This window comes from Niabella sp. (genome assembly GCF_030150205.1).
Lineage (GTDB): Bacteria > Bacteroidota > Bacteroidia > Chitinophagales > Chitinophagaceae > Niabella.
This window is the reverse complement of record NZ_JASLGT010000008.1, coordinates 154,875-177,193: the sequence shown is the minus strand read 5'-3', so window position 1 is coordinate 177,193 and position 22,319 is coordinate 154,875. Positions and strand designations below refer to the sequence as shown.

Here is a 22,319-nt window from a genome sequence, read left to right as displayed (position 1 = left end):
ATCACCCGGCACCATGTATCCGGCATCCATTTTCAATATGTCCACTTCATATAAAACAGCCATGCATTTAAAAAGAAGAAGTTTTTTAAAAATCAGCGGGTTGGCAGGATTTCACGCAATATTGGTGAACCCGGTATGGCTGACGGCTTTAACGGGCATGAATGCCGCTGAAGCCTTGTTCAAAAACTTTGTAACCCCGCCCGAAACGGCAGGTTCTTCCTGCTACTGGTGGTGGTTTAATGGCTTGGTAGATGAGGAAGGCATCCGGCGGGATTTGGAAGCCTTTAAGGCGAAGGGTATGAGCGGCGTGTTGCTGGTAAATTCATCCGACGGACTTGGCGGCGCCCGCATTCCGCAGGGTGCGAAATTTCTTTCGGAAGATTGGAAGGCGCTTTATCGCTTTGCCATGAAAGAGGCCAAACGTCTGAATATTGAAGTGGGCATCAATCTCAGTTCGGGATGGTGTATGGGCGGGCCCTGGATCCGGCCGGAGAATGCCGGCCGCTGGTACCTGCAATCAACACTCGAACTAAAGGGACCGCAATCATTTCGGGGTACCCTTCCGCTGCCGGGTAACCGCGCCGGGTATGATAAAGTATTTAATCCTCCGGGTTATAAAGAATACATCGATCTGCCCCTGGAACAGCTCGACTACAGGGATACATCGGTTGTGGCCATTCGTACACCGGCAAAAGAACATACACTAACCGGCAGTCGCGCAGCATTGCTGGATGCAAAAACCAACCGGAAAGATGCCAGTAATTTTGCAAAATCATTCGAGATCACGGATCCCGTTCAAGCGCCCTGGGTCAATAGCGCCAGTGACGAGGCGATTCCTTTAACAGATGTCATTGATCTTACCGGTAAGATGGATACAGGCGGATGGCTACGATGGGAAGTGCCCTCCGGTACCTGGACGATCGTACGTACCGGGCACCGGATGACGGGGTCAAAACTGATGATTGCCCAACCGGAGGGAGATGGTTTGTCGATCGACTGGTTTGATAAAAAAGGCGTGGAGCTTCAGTTTGAGCACCTGGGAAAAGTATTTATCGAGGAGGCTGCAAAAGTGGGTGCAAAGCCCGCGTATTTCTGTGATGATAGCTTTGAAGACGGGTTTCCCAACTGGACGGAAAAGATTCTTGAAAAGTTCAGACATTACCGGGGGTATGATGCAGCACCGTACCTTCCTGTATTATCAGGTTACCTGATTGGCAGTGCGGATATATCCGACCGCTTTTTGAATGATTACCGCCGCACCATTGCCGATTGTATGGCCGATGAGCATTATGGCCATTTTGCGGCACTTTGTCACCGGCAGGGCATGCTGGTACAGAACGAAGCGGCAGGTCCCAGCCGTTCGGGCACCATCTGTATCGATGGATTAAAAAACCTGGGACGCAGTGATCTGCCTGCGGGCGAATTCTGGCTGGCACCAAAGCATGAAGACCAGGAAAACCTGGCGGATGATAAGTCCTACGGCGTATCCCGGTTGGATTTTGGACAGAATAAAGTAACCAAGATGGTCGCATCCGCGGCACATATCTACGGCCGGAAACTGGCATCAGCGGAGGCCTTTACCAGTTTCCGTCACTGGACGGATTATCCGGGTTCGCTGAAGCAGGCGCTGGACCGTGCTTTTTGTGAAGGGATCAACCGTATTGTGATTCATACGTCCACGGCAACAAGACCTAAGGACGGAGTACCCGGTTATGAGTACGGCGCGGGTACGCATTTCAATCCGAATGTAACCTGGTGGGAATTTTCATCACCTTTCTTTTCATATGTTGCGCGCAGCCAGTACCTGCTACGTGCCGGGCATTTTGTGGCCGATGTATTGTTTTATAATGGAGATATTGCACCGAATCTTGTGGCGCAAAAACACATACCTGCGGCGTTGGGAAGGGGATATGATTATGATGTGTGTAATGCAGAAGTGTTATTGGAGCGGGTTCGTGTACGCAATGGAAGGCTGGTATTGCCGGATGGTATGCAATACCGGATCCTTGTATTGCCGGATAGCACCCGTATGCCGGTTGCTGTGCTGAAAAAGATAAAAGCGCTTTTAGAGCAGGGCGCCCTGGTAATGGGTGCTCCACCGCAAACGGATTCTGGCCTGGCCAATTATCCGCAATGCGATACGGCGATTCAGCAGCTGGCGAAAATGTTATGGAAGGAGCCCGTTTCCGGTAAGGGTATTACGGTGGGCAAGGGCCGCCTGTTCTATCCGGGATCGGTACGAGCAGTATTGGAAAGCATGCATTGTCAGCCTGATTTTGAAGTTGCCAATACCAGTGCCTGGATCGATTTTATTCATCGCACCACAGAAGATGCGGAGATTTATTTCATTACCAACCGGAAAAAAGAAGCCGTGCTAAGCAACTGCATCTTTCGTGTAACCGGCAAACAGCCGGAGTTATGGGACCCCGTTTCAGGAAAACGCTGGTGGCCCGTATATCAACAGGAGCAGGGCCGCACAAAAATAACACTGAGCCTCGATGTATTTCAATCCGTGTTTGTGGTATTCCCCAAAGTAAAAACAAAAGATCTCCCTGCTCCGGCACCAGGTATATGGCAGCGGCCGGATGCATTTCGTAAACTGCAGGAACTGACCGGTTCCTGGGAGTTGCAGTTCGATCCCCAATGGGGCGGACCGACAGCCATTCGTTTTGAATCGTTGCAAGACTGGAGCCGGCATACGGATCCGGGTATCCGTTATTATTCAGGCAAGGTTGTTTATCGCAAACAGGTTTCTTTTAGGGATGTATTGCCATCCGGTGCTTTATTCCTTGATCTGGGCGTGGTAAAAAATATCTGCCGGGTCTGGCTCAACGATACCGATCTGGGAATTGTATGGACAGCTCCCTGGCGGGTGGAGGTGACCGGCAAATGGAAACAAGGAGTCAATGATATCCGCATTGAAGTGATCAATCTCTGGCCCAACCGGCTGATTGGGGATGCGGGATTGCCCCCGGAGCAACGAAGAACAAGGACAAACATCCCGTTTAAAAAGGAGGACCCGCTGCTGCCGTCGGGTTTGTTGGGGCCGGTAATGCTGGTTTCTTTTGCCGGATAAACGCGCTTATCGGGCTTAAAAGTCCAGCGGTTTTTCAATGGTGGATAGTACTAGCTTCCCAATACCTGGTTGGCTTTTTCGAGGTCCTTTGAAAAGATCTTCACCTCGATACCAGCCAGCGGCGTCATACCCACTACATCCATATCGTCAATTGTAGCCGTAATACCAGCCTCCTCCAGTTTTTCTTTTGCAGAAATTGCGGTTGCGATATCATTATACGTTCTTGCAACAATAATCGCGTCCTGGTTATGATCGGTCATAAGAAAGGATTTTTCTTAAAGTTACAACAAATAGCTGATCCGGGCAATCCGTCATCAGCGATCAGTTTTCAGCTTTCAGCGATCAGCTGTTAATGGTAAACAGGGAGCACTGCAGATATAAAAACCGGGTCAGATATGCGCCTTTGAACTGAAGCAAAGGTTAATGCTGGGGTTTAACATCTTCCTGTATTGCGCTGCCCGCGTTTTTCTTTCTTTGCGAGAGAAAGGCAAAGGCATAATTCATTTGTACCAGGATGATAAACGTGATGCTGAGGAGCGGATTGATAAAGCAGAGTAGTGCACCAAAAAGGTACAGGGATTGTGCGGTGATAATTCTTTTACGCAAAGGAAGATCCACCATTTTCTTTACGTTCTCATTAACAAAATGGTGCCTGCAGGCATAAGCCCAGTTAATGTACAACATGGTACCCAATAAAAAGATATTCAGCCAGTATACAGCAATGGGGAATTTAAAATGCATATAATCTCCCAAAAACGCGGTAGTGAAGGGTAACATGGTTACGGATAAAAGAAAAAGCAAATTGATCCAGTTTAAATTCCGGTCACTCCCTTCAATGTATTTGTATTGTGATGAATGACCCACCCAAAAAATACCAGTGGTCATAAAGGCAAGAAAATATACCAGGAATTTCGACTTCAATGCAAAAAATGCCTGTACCAAATCCTGCTCAGAGTGGATCGATTCCATAACAGGTACCCGGATCTCCAATACCAACAAGGTAAGTGCTACTCCAAAAACGCCATCGCTGATGGCAATAATGCGACCGGTATCCTGCCCGGCAATTTTATTGTAGGTGTCTTGTTTACTCATTTTTATACATTTACAGTATGTTTGATCCTTGCGATTTTTTTTCGGTTTTGCCGCAGCTCACCCGCGGAAAAAATAATACCCCAAATATGGCCATATCAAAAGTAGAACTTGTGGTGAACTTTTCGGAATTTTTGAATGGTGTTTGTTTTAAGAGGAAGGTTCCTGCGGATGGCGCAGATGGAACGCAGCTCATCGGCATTAAAAAGAGGATGTTTTTGAAAAATCGAGTAGTTTTACAAGCACATAATAATTTTTTGCTTTACCCATAAGTATATAACATGAATCGTAAAACATTTCTGCAATACACCAGCGTGCTGGGTGCCGGGCTCGCCGTGGATCGTTTTTCTTTCGCTCAAAGCAAAAACGATTTTCCTGTGGTGCGGGTTTCTGAAGGCCAGCGCCATTTTAGAAGTACGGCGATCGAAAATGCCATAAAAGCATTTCAGTCGAAAGTAAAAAACAAAGAGCTGGGCTGGTTATTCAATAACTGTTTTCCGAATACGCTGGATACAACCGTTTTTTATACGGAAAAGGACGGGAAGCCGGATACTTATGTGATTACCGGCGATATCGATGCTATGTGGTTGCGCGATAGTTCGGCACAGGTATATCCTTATCTGGCGTTTACCAAAAAGGATCAGGCCCTGCACCGGCTGATTGAGGGTGTGATCCGTAAACAAACACATTTTATTTTAAAGGATCCCTATGCCAATGCCTTTTATAATGACGATAGCAAGGTAAGCGAGTGGAAAGAAACCGATATTACAGACATGAAACCGGGCATCCACGAACGGAAATGGGAAATCGATTCGCTCTGTTATCCCATCCGGCTGGCCTATCGTTTCTGGAAAGAAACAGGCGATACGGCTCCTTTTGATGCTTCCTGGAAAGAAGGAATTGCGCTTACGTTAAAAACGTTTAAGGAACAGCAGCGAAAGAATGGTGCGGGTCCGTATAAATTTGAACGGAAAACTTCCTGGGCTACAGATGGCATTCCGATGGGCGGGTATGGTTACCCGGTAAAGCCCGTTGGTCTTATCTGCTCTATGTTCCGGCCAAGTGACGATGCTACGATTTTTGCATACCTCGTTCCTTCCAATCTCTTTGCTGTGGTAAGCCTGCGGCAGGCGGCGGAAATGGTGAATAAGATATCGGGTGATGCCGCGTTGGCCAGCGAACTGGCACAATTGGCAACTGAAGTGGACGCCGCATTAAAAAAATATGCGGTGATCACACACCCGCAGCTGGGAAAAATGTATGCCTACGAGGTAAACGGTTATGGCAGTCATATATTGATGGATGACGCAAATGTGCCCAGTTTACTGGGCCTGCCGTACCTGGGGGCGGTACAGCATACCGACCCTCTATACAAGGCTACACGTAATTATGTATGGTCTTCAGAGAATCCCTTTTTCTTTAAAGGCGCAGTAGCCGAAGGCATTGGCGGCCCGCATATCGGTAAAGATATGATCTGGCCCATGAGCATTACCATGAAGGCACTTACTTCCAGCGATGACAGGGAGATACGCTGGTGCATCGATACGCTCCGGAAAACCCATGGTGGCACCGGTTTTATGCATGAATCGTTTCATAAAGATGATCCAAAGAAATTTACCCGGAAATGGTTCGCCTGGTCTAACACACTATTTGGAGAACTGCTCTGGAAAACCTTTAATGAACGGCCGGGTTTGCTGGGCTGATCCTCGCTTTAAATAGCGTATTGTAAACAGATGCACCCACGTAGATAATGTAGTTGGCCGATAATATTTGCAACGTTGGCAACGCTCAGGGTACTTGCTTTTTTGAAAAAACTTCTTTTACACCGAAATAGTAGGAAACCGTAAATAGCAGGGACAGGTATTTCGCCTGTCCCTGCTTTAAGAGCTTTGATAGACGATCACCGGGTTATCGCAGGTTTCCGGCCTGGGTGATCCAGTCTGCGTAAGTTGTAGCCCCCAGGTATGCAGCTGCTTTAGGAACCAGGGTGTCTGTTTCCAGCGGTGCACCCGAATACAAGGCCAAACGGTCGGTAACCACCTTATTGTTTTTATGAGTAGCCTGCAGGTATTGTTTGATCCATGCCGTCATCTCGAATTTTTCCGGACCGCCAATTTCCAGGGTTTTATTAGCCGGTGCGGCCAATGCTGCTGAAGCCATAAAAGCAGCTACGTCCTTGCTGGCAATCGGCTGTATGCAGGCATCGGGCAAAACTACCCGGTCTTCTACCATGCTCATTTGTGTAATGCCTCCTGCAAATTCAAAAAACTGGGTGGTATGCACACAACGGGGCCTGTATGTATCGAAAGCTGGTTTTCCATAAATATTGTCCAGGTCGATCTTCTCGGAATAGTGCGCATCAATAAAGAGCTTCGCCTGCACAATACGGCGGTACAGGTACACTTTTGGATACTGATATGTTTCTGTTGCGCTCATTCCAGGGATATAATACTGGTGTATCTTGGCCGGGTTTTATAAACAGCTAACTTATGAAATAAAACGCTATGATCAATGGGCGTGGCAAAAAAGGGCATATCCGATCCGAATATGTTGCCAGACTGATGATAGCAGTACCTGGAGATTTCCTTATGAGGATAAAAACGGTTATTTTAGCGGTGTAACCGGTACGGAAATTCGGGCGGGGAAAAGTTATACCAAAAAATCGTACGCATTGAAATGATAAAAAAAAGCCAAAATGCTTAGCGAAAAACAGTTAATCAATCTCAGCAAGTTTTTAAGTCTTGTTCTGCGTCACAAGCCCGAAACAATCGATATTCAGCTGGATGATTATGGCTGGACAGACGTTGACGTGCTGATAGAAAAAGCCAATGATCACGGAATCGGATTGGACCGGGACATCTTAAAATATATTGTTGCCACAAATCCTAAAAAACGTTTTGCTTTTAATGAAGCGATGGATAAAATAAGGGCGAGCCAGGGGCATTCCATTACAATCGAGCTGGGGTATACGAATCAAAAGCCACCGGAAATACTGTATCATGGAACCGGTGAAAAATCAGTTCCATCCATTCTGGCTAAGGGACTTGAAAAACGCAGCCGGCAGCATGTACATTTAAGCAGCGATTGGGGCACAGCTGTTAATGTGGGACAAAGGCACGGAGTACCTTTTGTGTTCAGTATACTTGCGGAACAAATGTATAAGGATGGCTTTTTGTTTTATCTTTCGGACAATGGCGTTTGGCTTACGGAGGCAGTGCCCGCGAAATACTTACAATACTAGCGCGTGCCGGTCCTCCTGGTCAGTCTTAATCTGTCGCAGGTCTGTTAGAGTAAAGCGGCTTCTCTCCATTTTTATGAATAAGTACTTCAGCTTTATAACAACTGCTTCCTGAAAAAATCAATCGTTCGTTGCCAGGCCAGATCCGCAGCATCTTTATCATAACGGGGCGTCGTGTTGTTATGAAACCCATGATTGGCATTTGGATAGATGTATGCGGTATACTTTTTATGATTGCTTTTTAATGCTGCTTCGTAAGCCGGCCAGCCTTCGTTAACACGGGTATCCAGGGCTCCGTAGTGTAGTAACAGGGGGGCTTTTATCTTTGAAACATCTTCCGAAGCAGGCTGCGTGCCATAAAAAGGAACAGCCGCCGACAGGCCGGGCATCCGCACAGCCATCATATTGGCGATCCATCCGCCAAAGCAAAAACCAACTACACCCACCTTCCCGTTGCAATCCGGTTGGGTTTTCAGATAATCCGCAGCGGCAATAAAATCCTCCAGCATTTCGTTCTTGTCGCGCTTAGCCTGCAGGTCGCGCCCTGCGTCATCATTACCAGGGTAGCCGCCAAGCGGAGTCAATGCATCGGGCGCAAGGGCAACAAATCCGGCAAGCGCTACCCTCCGTGCTACATCTTCGATATAGGGGTTCAGGCCGCGGTTCTCATGTACTACTACCACACCACCGGTTTTCTTTTTCAACCCCTCCGGTAATGCCAGTAATGCTTTAATGGAACCGCCACCCTTTGGTGAATTGTAATGAATATAGGTTGTTTTTATGCGTGCATCTTCCGGCACTACCTGTGCGGTGGAGATATAATCGGGCATTAAAAAACTCATAAGTGCCGGAACGGTGAGCCCGCCAATGGCATATGCCGAAAGCTTTTGTACAAAGTTCCGCCGGTCAATTCGGTTATGGGCATAATCATCATAAAGATCAAATACTTCCTGGCGGATATCTTCTTTTTTGATGGGATTCATATTGCTGTTTTTGAAGTGGAAAAATGAATGTTACAGATACGGGCGCTTTTCAAATTTAAACTTTTTTTATGGTTCACGCATACATGCTATTTTAAGCTGCGGCGTTCGCAAACGCAAAAATGACCCTGGTATTGTTTATTTTCGCAAATAGGATGTTACCTGTGCAGGTCTTCCGCTGATTTTTTTTAACTTGACCCTATGAAATGCCACACCCTTCTTTTATGGCTGTTTATAAAGGTGCCGCAGGTACTGTATGCACAATCGAATGGATTGAGCAGCGCTCAGCAAATGGTGACAGATAAATTGATCCGCGCCGCAAGCTCCGGTGATAAGCAGCAGATTGCCGCTATGGTCGTTTACCCTTTAAGAAGAACCTATCCGCTGTCCGACGTAAAAAATAAGGCGGAAATGCTGATCCGTTTTGATACGATCTTTGACGATGCGTTGCTGTGCCGGATTGCCCGGTCAAAAGCGGATGATTGGTCGGTTGTGGGTTGGAGAGGCCTGATGCTGGATAAGGGTGTGCTCTGGATGACTGATGCAGGCGGCATTACAGCCATTAACTACCAGTCGGAAGAGGAAAAGATACTCCTGGAAAGCGCCATACAAAAAGATAAACAGCAGCTTCCACCATCCCTGCAACAATTTGCCGCCCCCCGGTATAAGATTGTTACCAAACGCTACCGGATTCGGATCGATGAGCTGGCCGGAGGTCAATGGCGTTATGCATGCTGGAGCTTAAAGAGCAGGAAGCAGGAGCCGGACCTGGTACTATATAACGGTGTTTTTGAAATACAGGGGACAGGTGGAAATCACACCATTACTTTTACAAACGACCTGTACCGATATACAGTTGCTATAAACCGGCTGGGAACCCCCGAAACCCCCGAAGCGGTACTAACCGTATATAAGGGTGTAATGCTTCTGTTGAATGATCCCGGAAAAATAATAAGGAATTAATACGGCAGCAAGATCCTACATCATTATAGTCGAATTCTACAGCCGTTCTTACGGAAAAAATCGAATCTTTAGGGTTGGTTAAGAAACGGTGTATGAAAGCGATTGTGGCAATCCGGATTTTTTTGCAGCAACAGCGTCCATATGGGCGCGACGTGATAATTATAATGGTGCAGGAGGCAACAGGATGGTAGAACAGCGGATTCCCCTTAAATTTACCCGGTCTGGCCCCGATAAATCGGGGGAACCTGGTAACGGTAAATTCGGGTAACATGGCCAATGCCGGACATTATACTGTATGGCTTCTGCTAAGAAAAGCAAAAGTCCTGCGGGTATCCAACATTGACATTCTGTAAAACGGTTTCTGTATGAAAAAATGCTTTATTCTTAGTGTGCTTTTTTTGATCGGCCTATCGGCTGATGCCCAGCTAAAAGCAGTATACCTGCGTTGCGAATACCTGCAAAACCCGCTGGGGGTGGAGGATGCCAACCCCCGGCTGAGTTGGGAGCCTGGCAGCAGCCAGAAAAATGCACGGCAGTCGGCTTACCGGATCCTGGTGGCTGATGATATACAGTTGCTTAAAGAAGGGAGGGGCAATATCTGGGATTCGCGTAAGGTACTTTCGGATGCCACTATCCAGATCCGTTATGCCGGAAAACAGCTGGTCGCTGGTAAAAAATACTACTGGAAAGTAATGACCTGGGATGCGGAAGGGCGTCCTTCAGGTTATAGTGATCCTGCGTTATGGCAGATGGGACTGCTGAGTATCGAAGACTGGTCCGGAGCCCGGTGGATCGCAAGGGACCTGTTGCCCGATTCTAATGTGATCCTGCCTTTTGCACACGGAAATGGCAAGAAAGATTGGGGGAAACGTCCGGATGTATTGCCCTTGCTTCGCAAAAGTTTCAGGGTGGCCAAACCCGTAAAACAAGCTACGGCATTTATCAGCGGACTTGGACATTTTGAAATGCATATAAATGGAAATAAGACGGGAGATCATTTTCTTGATCCGGGATGGACGCAATATTCCAAACACGCACAGTATGTAAGCTTTGATATTACTTCCCAACTGCAAAACGGCGAAAATGTGCTGGGCGTAATGCTGGGCAATGGGTTTTATTATATACCAGGGGAACGTTACCGGAAGCTTACAGGGGCATATGGTTTTCCGAAGATGATCGCAAAACTATTGATAGAATATAGAGATGGTACTACACAAATAGTAGTATCTGACAACAGCTGGAAAACGGCAGCATCACCGATATACTTTTCCAGTATTTATGGTGGAGAAGACTATGATGCCAACCGCGAAGAAACGGGCTGGGACCGCCCCGGCTTTAACGATAGTGGATGGAAGGATGCATTGAGCACCAGCGGCCCGGCCCGGTTGCAGGCCCAGCCGGCAGAACCGGTGCGGGTGTTGCAAACATTTCTGCCGGTGTCGAAAAAGCAAATTGCAAAAGATACCTGTGTATATGATCTGGGGCAGAATTTTTCCGGCATTCCCGCAATAAAAGTTATGGGAAAGCAGGGTGATACGATCCGGTTACGTCCCGCAGAGTTGATCAACAAAGACGGGTCTGCCAATCAAAAGGCCACGGGCGCGCCGCATGTGTATACCTATGTACTCAAAGGAAATGGAATAGAAGAATGGCAGCCGCGCTTCACCTACTACGGGTTCCGGTATCTGCAGGTAGAAGGTGCTACACCGGAGAACGGTACTCCGGGACTACCGGTGATGAAGGAAGTGAAGGGGCTGCACATTCGTAACAGCGCGCCGGAGATCGGGGTTTTCAGCAGCTCCAATGAATTGTTCAATAAAACAAGTGATCTGATCCGCTGGGCCATCCGCAGCAATATGGTGAGTGTATTTACGGATTGTCCTCATCGGGAAAAACTGGGATGGCTGGAAGAAACACACCTGATGGGCAGTTCGGTACAGTACAATTATGATATTGCGGCGCTTTGTAAAAAAGTGGTACGGGATATGGTGAATGCTCAAACTGAAGATGGGCTGATCCCTGATATAGCTCCGGAGTATGTGCATTTTGATGGCGGTTTCCGTGATTCACCGGAGTGGGGGAGTGCCGGCGTCATCTTTCCCTGGTACGCATTTCAATGGTATGGCGATACGGCATTGCTAAAAGAAGCCTACCCAATGATGAAGAAATATGTTTCGTATTTAAAAGCTAAATCGAAACATCATATCCTTGAATTCGGCTTAAGCGATTGGTACGACATCGGCCCCGAACATCCCGGCGTTTCCCAGCTTACACCGATGGGCGTAACAGCTACAGCTACATACTATTATAACCTCACCATTCTTTCAAAGGTGGCTGCGTTATTAGACATGCAAACCGATGTTCCCATGTTTGAAAATTGGGCAGCAGAAGTAAAGCAGGCATTCAATCAAACTTTTTTTAATAAACAAACCAAACAATACGCCACCGGAAGTCAGGCCGCCAACGCCATGGCTTTATATATGAACCTGGTGGAGCCGCAATACCGGGATGCCGTAGTGCAAAACCTGGTAAAAGATATCCGTAACAGAAAGAATGCGCTTACCGGTGGCGATGTGGGATACCGCTATGTGCTGCGTGCCCTGGAGGATGCCGGGTATAGTGATGTGATTTATGATATGAACAACCGGAGTGATGTACCCGGATATGGCTATCAGCTGGCGCATGGAGCCACCGCACTTACAGAATCCTGGGCCGCATTATCATCGGTATCCAATAATCATTTTATGCTGGGACATCTGATGGAGTGGTTTTACTCCGGTCTTTGCGGCATCCGGCAGGCGGAAGGTTCCGTAGGATTTAAAAATATCGAGATAAAACCTCATCCGGTTGGAACGATAAACCATGCAGCAGCAAGCTATCATTCTGTACGCGGGTTGATAAAGGCTGACTGGAAAAAAGAAGGCGAACGGTTTACTATAAACATAATGATTCCAGCCAATACTTCTGCTACAGTGTATTTCCCGCCTGGGTATGACAAACCGCCTGTAGAAGTTGGATCAGGCAGTTATAGCTTTACCGCAAATAAAAAATGATGACACGGATTTTTTTAATTATTGGATGGATATTGATGGTAATGGCCGCAGGCGCACAAAAAAAAGAAGTGCCACAGGCCGTCATGCAAAAAGTGTATGAAGCCGTAAAAACTCCGTATAAATACGGATTGGTGATCGCTCCCGGTGACCCGTCAAAAAAACTGGATTGTCCGACTGTATTCCGAAAAAACGGGAAATGGTATATGTCTTATATTGAGTTTGACGGTGATGGGTATGAGACCTGGCTGGCGCAAAGCAATGACCTGCTGCACTGGACAACCCTTGGAAAAATGCTATCCAAGGTAAATGACTCGCTGCAGTGGGATGGCTATCAGCGGGCCGGTTATGTATCGCTGGTCGATCCTACCTGGGCCGGAAGTTATAGTGCGGAAAAATATAATGGAAATTACTGGATGAGTTATATTGGCGGACATACACCGGGGTATGAGGCCGGACTATTATCTATCGGTATGGCGTATACGCCCGGTGATATCGCCCGTCCGCATGAATGGCGCAAACTGGATAAGCCCGTATTAAAAGCGACGGACCCGGATACACGCTGGTGGGAAAATAAAAAACTGTACAAGAGCACCGTAATATGGGATAAAAAAAAGACCCTGGGATACCCTTTTGTAATGTATTACAATGCGAATGGAGATACCAGTCATAATACGCCCAAATGGCGTTGGTTCGAGCGAATTGGGATGGCAGTATCAAATGACATGGTACACTGGAAGCGCTACCTGGTGGATCCTGTAGTGCATCACAGGATCGGCATTACCGGGGACGGGGTTTTACAAAAAATGGGGAACCTTTGGGTGATGTTTTACTTTGGCGCGTTCTGGGAGCAGCGGAAGAACGAAACCTTTAACCGCTTCGCCTGTTCATATGATCTGGTACACTGGACGGATTGGGAAGGCGCCGACCTGATCCGGTCGTCTGAACCTTTTGACAGCAAATATGCGCACAAACCCTGCGTGGTAAAATATAAGGGAGTGGTCTATCATTTCTATTGCGCGGTAAATGAAAAGGATCAGCGCGGTATTGCGGTGGCTACGTCGGCAGATAAAGGGAAAAGTGCCGTGCGTTTTGTTGATTGATGAGGTTTTGTGGTCTTATTGGTTTATTCGGAAAACGATGAAGTATCTATTACAACTAAGTATTTGCTTTTTATTGACCACGGGGATAGCGGCACAGCAAAGTCCCCGCAGGGTGATCGACTTTAACAAAGGATGGCGTTTTCATCTGGGCGATGTGCAATCCTGGAAAGACGCCGGATTCAATGATGCGTCATGGAGGCTGCTGGATCTGCCGCACGACTGGAGCATTGAAGGCCGTTTTGATTCAACACATCCCGCGGGCAATGCCGGCGGCGCGCTGCCGGGTGGAACGGGATGGTACCGGAAAACGTTCATACTGGGAGACATTACAGCTGAAGATCATGTTCGAATTGAGTTTGATGGCATTTACCGCGATGCATCGGTATGGATCAACGGACATTACCTGGGCAAATGGCCTTATGGCTATACATCCTTTGATTATGATCTGACACCCTATATCAGGAAGGGAAAACAAAAGAATACGATCGCGGTAAAAGTAGATAACAGCCGGCAGCCCAATTCAAGGTGGTACACCGGATCGGGAATCTACCGGGATACCCGACTGGTGATCACCAAAAAGATCGCCTTTGAGCGCTGGGGAACTTTTGTGTATACGACAAGAGATCCGAATGGTCAAACCTGGTTTAATGCCACATCGGATATCCTGAACAGGGGTGACGGCCGGCCGGGAATAAAAGTGACCTGTACCGTATTTGATCCCTCCGGCAGGAGCGTGCAGGAGATGAATGGTATTTCCGGAACACAGGCGCATCATTTTCGTTTTAAAACCATATTAAAAGATCCTGCACTATGGTCGGTAACTGAACCAAGACTTTATAAAGCGGTATTTAAAGTGTTCGATGGAGCGCAGCAGACAGACCAGTGGGAGACGACCTTTGGTGTGCGTTATTTTGTATTTGATGCAAAGAAGGGCTTTTCATTAAATGGGGATGCATTGAAGATAAAAGGTGTTTGCATGCATCATGACCTGGGCGCGCTGGGTGCCGCATTTAACCGGTCGGCGGCGCGCCGCCAACTACGCATCATGAAGGAAATGGGAGTGAACGCGATCCGTACGGCACATAATCCGCCTGATCCGCAGTTCCTGGATCTTTGTGATGAAATGGGATTCCTGGTAATGGACGAATCCTTTGATATGTGGGCAAAGAAAAAAAATAAGTACGATTACTACAGCGATTTCCCGGAATGGCACCGGCGCGACCTGGAACATATGGTAAAGCGCGATCGTAATCATCCAAGCGTGTTTATGTGGAGTATCGGCAATGAGATCAGGGAACAATTTGATTCCACCGGTATTACCCTGGCAAAGGAGTTGGTAAATATTGTAAAGGCATTAGATACGACCCGGCCGGTAACCTGTGCACTGAGCGAGAACCGTTCCGATAAGAATTTCATTTATCAATCGGGAGCATTAGATGTGATTGGCCTGAATTATCACATTGAAGCTTATGAGGATTTCCCCAAAAATTATCCCGGCGAAAAATTCATCGCAACAGAAAATGTATCCGGACTGGCTACCCGCGGGCATTACGACGGGCCCGCAGATTCGCTGCGGCTTTGGCCCTCCGCATCAAAGTTTAAATTTGTAGAGAACGGCAATCCGGATTTCACCGTTTCTGCCTACGACAATGTGGCTGCCTACTGGGGATCAACCCATGAACAAACCTGGCGGATCATAAAGAAACATGATTATTTATCAGGACTCTTTGTTTGGTCTGGATTCGATTTCCTGGGCGAACCGGTACCTTATCCCTATCCTGCAAGAAGCGCATACTATGGTGTTGTGGATCTGGCAGGATTCCCCAAGGATGTATACTATATGTACCAGAGTGAGTGGACAAACAAACCCGTGCTGCATATGGCGCCGCACTGGAATCCCGCTAAAGACGGAACGGGCTGGAAAAGCGGACAAACGGTTGATGTAAAGGTTTATTACAGCCAGGCGGATGAAGCTGAACTGTTTCTGAACGGTCGCTCTTTGGGAGTACAAAGGAAAGATGATACGGCTTTTCATGTGCTCTGGCATGTTCCTTTTGAGCCCGGGGTATTAAAAGTGATCTCCCGGAAGAATGGAAAAACGGTACTGGAGCGTACTGTCCATACTGCAGGTCCTCCGGCTCAAATAGCACTGGAGATAGAAAACGGGGTGCTGCAACTGAACAGCGATGATCGTGCGTTTGTCACCATCCGTATCCTGGATCGGGATGGAAATCTTGTTCCCAACGCTCAGAACGAAGTGCGGGTGGCCACTACAGCCATAGCAAAAGTGGTGGCAATGGATAATGGCTACCAGGCGGATCTTCAATCTTTTCAAACCAATCAGCGCAGGGTATACAATGGGTTGGGGCTGGCGATTTTGAAGGGGATAACAAAGGGTACTGCCATCATTACGGTAACATCACCGGGACTAAAGCCCGCCACCATCCGGGTTCGGGTGAAATAATACGTGATTATAGGAAACAATATAGAAACAGGCTATGATGCCTGTTTTTTTATTGCAGCGCTATTGCTCAATACGTTAAAAGCTACGCAAACCGTTGCGGAGAATAGGAATATTTTCCATTTTATTAGTGAAACCGTACATTGCATGAGGCCTTTGGGCGTTTTACTTTTAATGTCAGATTTAAGAAGAAGGATTCAGCCAAATAGCGATTGTCATGAAGTATTTTTTTTACAGCAAAAAAAACAGGGGTATTTTTACGAAACGTATATTAATTGTTGTTTTTACAATTTTTAATTTGTCGGTTGTATGTGCACAGGATACAGGAGGAGACCGGGCCTATCGCCAGGCAATTGAACAGCGGGCTTATAAGATCGTGGCACCACTGGAACTGAAAGATTCAGTAAAATTTTATAAGGTACAGGAAACGGTTGCTGCACAGTATATCGGATTGAGCAAGCTGGACGAAAGGCAGGAAGCGGCAGTCCGTAATATAAAAGAAACTATTGCGGATAAGGAAGCTTCAGAAAAAAAAATAAACGAGGCGACAGCGAAAACGGAAGCGGCCCGTGCTCAGTTGCACAAAAGTTATCTCCAAAATCTCTCTTCCATGCTCACAGAGCAACAGGTCGATGTTATAAAGAACGGCATGACTTATAACGTACTTCCCATCACCTATAAAGGTTATCTGGAGATGATTCCGCGGCTTACAACCGAAGAGCAAAAATTTATTATGGATGCGCTTATTGAGGCAAGAGAACATGCCATGGATGCCGGTTCTTCGGAGAAAAAGCATGCCTGGTTTGGAAAGTATAAAGGACGCATCAATAACTATTTGTCCTCCAGGGGATATGATGTAAATAAAGAAAGTAAAGCCTGGCAGGAACGGACGAAGGCCAATCAAAAATAGTAACAGCAACCAGAACCATAAAATAAAAACAGCAAAGCCATATGTTTTATCAGACTATTCTAAGAGTCGTATTTGTATTAACGATTAGTTGTTGGGGACTATATGCCGGTGCCCAAACAAAAACGATAACCGGTCAGGTATTGGAAGATTCTTTAAATACTCCGGTTCCTGGAGTAACCATTAAGGTAAAGAATGGTCCGCAAAGTGCGGTGACCAACATCCAGGGATCTTTTACCATGAACATTCCATCCGGGGGAGCCACCCTGCAGTATTCGCATATCGGGTATGAATATGGAGAGCTGCGGGTGGACCCTTCGGCGCAGCCTTCCATAAAAATTACGCTGAAAAGGCAGGAGAATAAGTTGGATGAAGTGGTGGTAATCGGATATGGTACTCAAAAACGGGAAAACCTTACCGGCTCTGTTGCTACAGTAGATCTTGGAAAGATCTCAGACTATCCGGTAAGTAGTATTGCGGAAGCGCTTAAAGGGCAGATTCCTGGTTTAACGGTATCCGGCGGCAGCCAGCGGCCAGGTGAAAACGCAACGCTGAGTATTCGCCAGAATTTTGGATTTAGTAAAGACGGCAATAGCCAGATACCTTTGATCATCATCGATGATGTTATTCAGTTAGATCCCAATACGGGTCAGCCCACGTTAGATCAGTTCAATAACCTGGATCCTTCCCAGGTAGAAAGCATCACCGTGCTGCGTGATGCAGCGGCGGCTATATATGGTGCCAGAGCTTCGCAGGGAGCCATTATTGTAAAAACAAAAAGAGGGAAAATCGGTGCTCCGAAAATTTCTTATGCCGGAAAGTTTGAAACCAATGATGCAGTGAGTTTTGGCAAAGTGATGAATGCTTACGAGTATGGAGTTTTTGCTAACAGGTTTGGCCGTAATTCGGGGTGGACAACCAATAAGCTTTTTGATGATGCAGAATTGGAAAAAATGAAGTCGCTCAATTACGATTGGTTAAATGCCGCCTGGAAGCCGGGAAGTGCTATGCAACATTCACTTGATGTGAGTGGCGGGTCAGAGCGGGCTACCTATTTTGCAGGAGCCGCCTATTACACGCAAAAGCCCAATATGGGAAGCCAGGATTATAACAAATGGTCTTTCAGAAGTGGTGTGGATGTAAAAGTGCTGAACAATTTGAAATTTTCAGCAACCGTAGCTGCCACAAATTCAGTAGTTAAAAAATCGTTTACTAAAATCAGTCTCAACGATGGCACCTATACATCCCAGTCTGAACAAACGGACTATGCCGTACTGCTGCATATGCCTAAATATATCCCCTGGCAATATACGGTTGCAGGGCAACAATACTATGTTTCACCAGCTTTAGGCCCTTCTAATGTAGTATCTACGCCTGTGGGACAAAACAATATTGCAGGGTGGAACTATTTTGCAATGCTGGACAACGGTTCCTTTACCAAGGACGATAATCAATCCTATCAAACTAATTTTTCGTTACAGTATGATGTGCCGTTTGTAAAAGGGTTGTCGCTCAAGGCAAGCTATGGTTTAAACTACATGGCGTACAACAATGAGCAGGCCATGCTGGGTATAAAGCTGGGTCTGCAGAATCTTACTAACCAGGCGGGCTATCATTTATATCAGGATTCGGCGGCTTTATGGGTATCGGGGATCAATAACAACCGTTCTACGGTGCGCTATTCCGATGTGATCGGCAAAAATCAACAGATGAACTTTTTTGTTAATTATGACCGCAAATTTGGTAGACATAGCGTTTCTGCCATGGCATCCGTAGAAAAAGGCCAGCAGGATTATCAGAAGAAGTTCATGATTTATGATGTGCCTATTTACGGTGCTTATAATGGATCTTCACCATCGGCGGGAACGTTGAATATTTCTAATAGTTATGTTTACAAAACTCAATTAGGAAACCTGGGCTATTTGGGCCGTATCAATTATGATTACGATAACCGGTATTTATTACAACTTATGTTTCGTTCAGATGCATCAACCAAATTTGCACCCGAAAACTATTGGGGCTTTTTCCCGGGTGTATCTGCCGGCTGGGTGGTCTCCCGTGAAAACTGGTTTGCCAATAATGTTAATTGGGTTAATTTCTTAAAAATAAGAGGCTCTATTGCTAAAACGGGTAAAGACAACCTGAGTGCATGGCGTTGGATGCAAACATTTGGATATACTTCTGATAAAGCATTTGTCTTTGGCTCCAATGGCGGTGCTTTAACCAATGCATTGTCGCCGGATGCCACACCGAACCGCAATGTAAGATGGGATGGGGATATTAAGAAAAATATTGGTATCGATCTAAGCGTATTGAATAACAGACTAACGTTAACATACGACAAGTACTGGGATTATAACTATGACCTTCTGATGTCGATGGCCGGGATGGTTGGTGTTCCGGTAACCGTAGGCGGCGGTTTTGCAGAGCAGAACTATGGTATTTTACAAGCGTGGGGATCAGAGCTGAGCGCTACCTGGAAAGATAAGGTGGGCAACCTTGGATATTCCATTGGGGTGAATTTCGGTACCGGCGACAATAAAATTAAAAAATGGACTCCGGTGGCATTTGACTATCCTGCCAATATTAAAAACGCAGAAGGCTCCTCAACTATACTGCCTTCTTATGGCTACAAGGTTTGGAAGGAAACATCCGGTGGTGACGGAATGCTGCGCACAGATGCGGATATTGATGCCTATTGGCAATACCTCACAGATCGGGCAACTGCTGCGGGCACTACACCAGCCTACTTCGATATTGTTACAAAAACGGCGCTTAAAAAAGGAATGCTTGCTTATCAGGATTTAGGAGGCGTCTTAAATACGGCTACCAATACGATTGCGGGTCCGAATGGGCAGATAAAGGACGACGGGCAGGATAAAACAGTACTGGTAAAGAAAACAAAACTGAATGGCTTTACCACCAATCTTGGATTTACCTGGAAAAGCTTTATGCTTAACGCCCAGATCGCTACTTCCTGGGGTGGATATACACCTGTCGATTATTTAAAACAACCCACGAGTTCGGGGCAAATGTTTTATGCAAGGGAATCTTACCTGAATGATATGTACGATAGCACAGACAATCCCAACGGTAAATATCCAAATCTTGCTTATTATAGTTATAATGGCTATCAGTCTGATTTTTGGCAAATATCCAGCTTCAGAAGTTTTGTGCGGAGTATGGTGATCGGTTATACGCTTCCGGCGAATATTTCAAAGAAACTAAGAATGAGTTCGCTTAGGGTAAGCCTGGCCGGCTTTAATCTCTGGGATTTTTACAATCCTTATCCGGATAAGTACAGGAATATGTACGATAGTCCTAAAACGGCTTATCCAACATTGCGAACATGGTCGTTTGGAATTAATGCCTCCTTCTAAAATAGAACATTTAAGCGATAATAATCTTCGTTTACTCAGTATAAATACAGGTTCGGCATCTGAGGAACAACAAAAAAATATATAGATGAAAGCAATAAAAATATTTTCAGCGGTCATTATAACACTTACAATTGCCGCCGGCTGTAGCAAAAAATTTATGGAAGACATGAAGAGCTTCGATAAATATGATGAAAGCATATTTGCAAATGAAACATTAACCGGCTGGTATATCGACCGTATTTATTACGATTTCTTTTCTGCTTACAGATCCCCGGTTACGAGCGTGGTAGGACTGTATAACGACACAAGAACAAAAAATACGGAAGAAATAGGTGGCGGCACGGATTATACCAATCCACAAAAGAATCTGGTAGATGCCTCGCAGGCAGACGGCTACTATGGCGCACAGTTACAGGTGAACCCCGCCAATGTTCCGTACACCCGCATTAGAAATGCCAATTTCCTGCTGCAAAAGATTGATGAAAATGGTGCGGCACTTTCCGAGGATTTTAAAAATAAGGCAAGGGGACAAATGTATTTTTTCAGAGGCCTTCAGTATTTTGATCTGATGCGGGTGTATGGCGGCGTGCCTATTGTAACAACAGTCGAAGGTGCATCGGCACTGGACTCAGCCATTAAACATCCGAGAGCCCCGGTTGGTGAGGTCGTAGCCCGGATAACCGCGGATTTCGATTCAGCCGCGGCGTTGTTACCGGCCGCATGGGGAAGTACCGATTACGGCCGTTTCACGAGCGGTGCAGCACTGGCTATGAAGAGCCGTGTATTACTTACCTATGCCAGCCCTTTGTTTAATAAAGATTGGGACAATAGTGGAAGTGATCGCTGGCAAAAAGCGCTGGATGCCGGGCTTGCTGCTGAAACAGCATTAACCGCCGCCGGTTATGGCCTGTATGGCACCACTGCTAAAGACTGGAGCGATATGTGGTATATTAACGATAATAAGTTTATGAAAGAAGCCATTATCGTTCGCTTATTATCCAACGCGGTTGCATCGTCGGGTATTGAAAGCAACGGTTGGGAGCGAAGTATCCGGGTAACAAAACAAACAGGAGCCGGAGGCGTTTCTGCTCCAAAGGAAATGGTTGATCTCTTTCCGCTGGCAGACGGATCACGGCCTACCATTGGTAATGGCTATGATTCGCTGCATTTCTTCCTGAACAGAGATCCCCGTTTTTACCGGACGTTTGCATTTTCCGGGAGCCGGTGGCAGATGAAAGAGACCGGTAATGATACGATATGGTTATACCGGTGGACTTATCCCACAAACAAAACGGCTTACAGCGATAATAATCAAACTTCCAGCGCTGCAGTGGTACGTAAAATGTCCAATCTTACAGGAGCCAGCACCGCTGCAGGCCTGGCATACTCCGGCACGGATCTTTATGAATATCGCTATGCTGAATTATTACTGAATATAGCTGAGTGCTACGCGGCTAAAGGAGATATAGGGAATGCGATGGTCTATTTAGGTAAAATCAGGGCAAGAGTGGGAATCCCTTCTGCAAATAATTATGGAATCGGCGCACCGGCTTCAAAATATGCAGCTATTGAAGCATGCTTGTATGAGCGTCGTGTCGAATTAGCCTACGAAGGCAAGCGATTCTGGGATACGCAACGCTGGATGCTGTATGACGGCGGTTCTTCTTTAGGTGAAAATACCTGTATTAAATTGGGCGTTGCGCCAATCAATGGTACGGTGCATACAGGCCGGTTGTGGCAATACAACACAGCCGCAGCCAATGCGAATGACCCGTTGGCCGCTACCCGGAAAACGATTCTTTGCGATCCTGATGCCGCTAATTTTTCCACACAGTTAACGGCGCTTAAAGATTTCTTTGACGCTAACCTGAAAGTGGTAAGTACCGATCAGCCAATGGATAAAGATGCATCGGGGAATCCCATTGTGATTACGTTCCGTCCCAATTATTATATATCGGGCATTTCAGGCAGTGTCTTGTCGCTTAACCCCTGGCTAAAGCAAACAATCGGATGGAATGATTACAATGGTGTTACAGGCACATTTGACTACAGGGAATAGACCCTCATTAAGC

The 22,319-nt window shown here is 46.5% G+C and carries 15 protein-coding genes; 11 read left to right on the top strand and 4 right to left on the bottom strand.

Going from position 1 to position 22,319, the window contains the following annotated elements:
- The first annotated feature begins 37 nt into the window (after positions 1 to 37).
- Positions 38 to 3,076 (top strand): glycosyl hydrolase, encoded by a 3,039-nt coding sequence (locus Q1V85_RS05480; RefSeq protein WP_300598254.1) that lies wholly within the window; start codon positions 38 to 40, stop codon positions 3,074 to 3,076.
- Between the two features lie 50 nt (positions 3,077 to 3,126).
- Here the strand turns inward: Q1V85_RS05480 and Q1V85_RS05475 are convergent, their stop codons facing one another.
- Both Q1V85_RS05475 and Q1V85_RS05470 read right to left on the bottom strand, forming a co-directional pair.
- Entirely contained in the window at positions 3,127 to 3,336 is a 210-nt protein-coding gene (locus Q1V85_RS05475) for a hypothetical protein (protein WP_300598253.1), read from the bottom strand.
- Positions 3,337 to 3,496: 160 nt separating this feature from the next.
- Positions 3,497 to 4,168, bottom strand: coding sequence for a TMEM175 family protein (locus Q1V85_RS05470; protein ID WP_300598251.1), 672 nt, complete (start codon positions 4,166 to 4,168; stop codon positions 3,497 to 3,499).
- A gap of 17 nt (positions 4,169 to 4,185) precedes the next feature.
- Between Q1V85_RS05470 and Q1V85_RS05465 the strand changes: the two genes are divergently transcribed.
- Both Q1V85_RS05465 and Q1V85_RS05460 read left to right on the top strand, forming a co-directional pair.
- Entirely contained in the window at positions 4,186 to 4,437 is a 252-nt protein-coding gene (locus tag Q1V85_RS05465) for a hypothetical protein (protein ID WP_300598249.1), read from the top strand.
- 9 nt (positions 4,438 to 4,446) lie between these two features.
- A complete protein-coding gene (locus Q1V85_RS05460; RefSeq protein ID WP_300598247.1) occupies positions 4,447 to 5,868 on the top strand; it encodes a glycoside hydrolase family 125 protein in 1,422 nt (473 codons plus the stop codon).
- Positions 5,869 to 6,073: 205 nt separating this feature from the next.
- Here Q1V85_RS05460 and Q1V85_RS05455 read toward each other — a convergent pair whose 3' ends face one another.
- A complete protein-coding gene (locus Q1V85_RS05455) occupies positions 6,074 to 6,601 on the bottom strand; it encodes a hypothetical protein (RefSeq protein ID WP_300598245.1) in 528 nt (175 codons plus the stop codon).
- Positions 6,602 to 6,860: 259 nt separating this feature from the next.
- On the opposite strand from Q1V85_RS05455, the gene Q1V85_RS05450 reads away from it, so the two are divergent.
- Positions 6,861 to 7,406, top strand: a complete 546-nt coding sequence (locus Q1V85_RS05450; RefSeq protein WP_300598243.1) for an RNA 2'-phosphotransferase — start codon at positions 6,861 to 6,863, stop codon at positions 7,404 to 7,406.
- A gap of 92 nt (positions 7,407 to 7,498) precedes the next feature.
- On the opposite strand, the gene Q1V85_RS05445 is transcribed toward Q1V85_RS05450, so the two are convergent.
- On the bottom strand, positions 7,499 to 8,386 hold the full coding sequence (locus Q1V85_RS05445; RefSeq protein WP_300598241.1) for a dienelactone hydrolase family protein: 888 nt from the start codon (positions 8,384 to 8,386) through the stop codon (positions 7,499 to 7,501).
- 198 nt (positions 8,387 to 8,584) lie between these two features.
- Here Q1V85_RS05445 and Q1V85_RS05440 point away from each other — a divergent pair, with 198 nt between their 5' ends.
- The 7 genes from Q1V85_RS05440 to Q1V85_RS05410 all read left to right on the top strand — a co-directional run bounded on the left by Q1V85_RS05440 (position 8,585) and on the right by Q1V85_RS05410 (position 22,306).
- A complete protein-coding gene (locus tag Q1V85_RS05440) occupies positions 8,585 to 9,346 on the top strand; it encodes a hypothetical protein (protein ID WP_300598239.1) in 762 nt (253 codons plus the stop codon).
- 365 nt (positions 9,347 to 9,711) lie between these two features.
- Positions 9,712 to 12,399: a family 78 glycoside hydrolase catalytic domain gene (locus tag Q1V85_RS05435; protein WP_300598237.1), complete on the top strand. Its 2,688-nt coding sequence runs from the start codon at positions 9,712 to 9,714 to the stop codon at positions 12,397 to 12,399.
- A complete protein-coding gene (locus Q1V85_RS05430) occupies positions 12,396 to 13,499 on the top strand; it encodes a glycosylase (protein ID WP_300598235.1) in 1,104 nt (367 codons plus the stop codon). The genes Q1V85_RS05435 and Q1V85_RS05430 overlap by 4 nt, the downstream gene beginning before the upstream one ends.
- A gap of 37 nt (positions 13,500 to 13,536) precedes the next feature.
- Positions 13,537 to 15,963, top strand: a complete 2,427-nt coding sequence (locus Q1V85_RS05425; RefSeq protein WP_300598233.1) for a glycoside hydrolase family 2 TIM barrel-domain containing protein — start codon at positions 13,537 to 13,539, stop codon at positions 15,961 to 15,963.
- Between the two features lie 214 nt (positions 15,964 to 16,177).
- The gene (locus Q1V85_RS05420; RefSeq protein ID WP_300598231.1) at positions 16,178 to 16,870 is read left to right on the top strand and encodes a DUF3826 domain-containing protein; all 693 of its coding nucleotides are present in this window, start codon (positions 16,178 to 16,180) and stop codon (positions 16,868 to 16,870) included.
- 41 nt (positions 16,871 to 16,911) lie between these two features.
- Positions 16,912 to 20,247: a SusC/RagA family TonB-linked outer membrane protein gene (locus Q1V85_RS05415; RefSeq protein ID WP_300598229.1), complete on the top strand. Its 3,336-nt coding sequence runs from the start codon at positions 16,912 to 16,914 to the stop codon at positions 20,245 to 20,247.
- 85 nt (positions 20,248 to 20,332) lie between these two features.
- Positions 20,333 to 22,306 carry a RagB/SusD family nutrient uptake outer membrane protein gene (locus Q1V85_RS05410; protein WP_300598227.1) on the top strand — a complete coding sequence of 658 codons (1,974 nt, stop codon included), beginning with the start codon at positions 20,333 to 20,335 and terminating at the stop codon, positions 22,304 to 22,306.
- Positions 22,307 to 22,319: the final 13 nt, after the last annotated feature.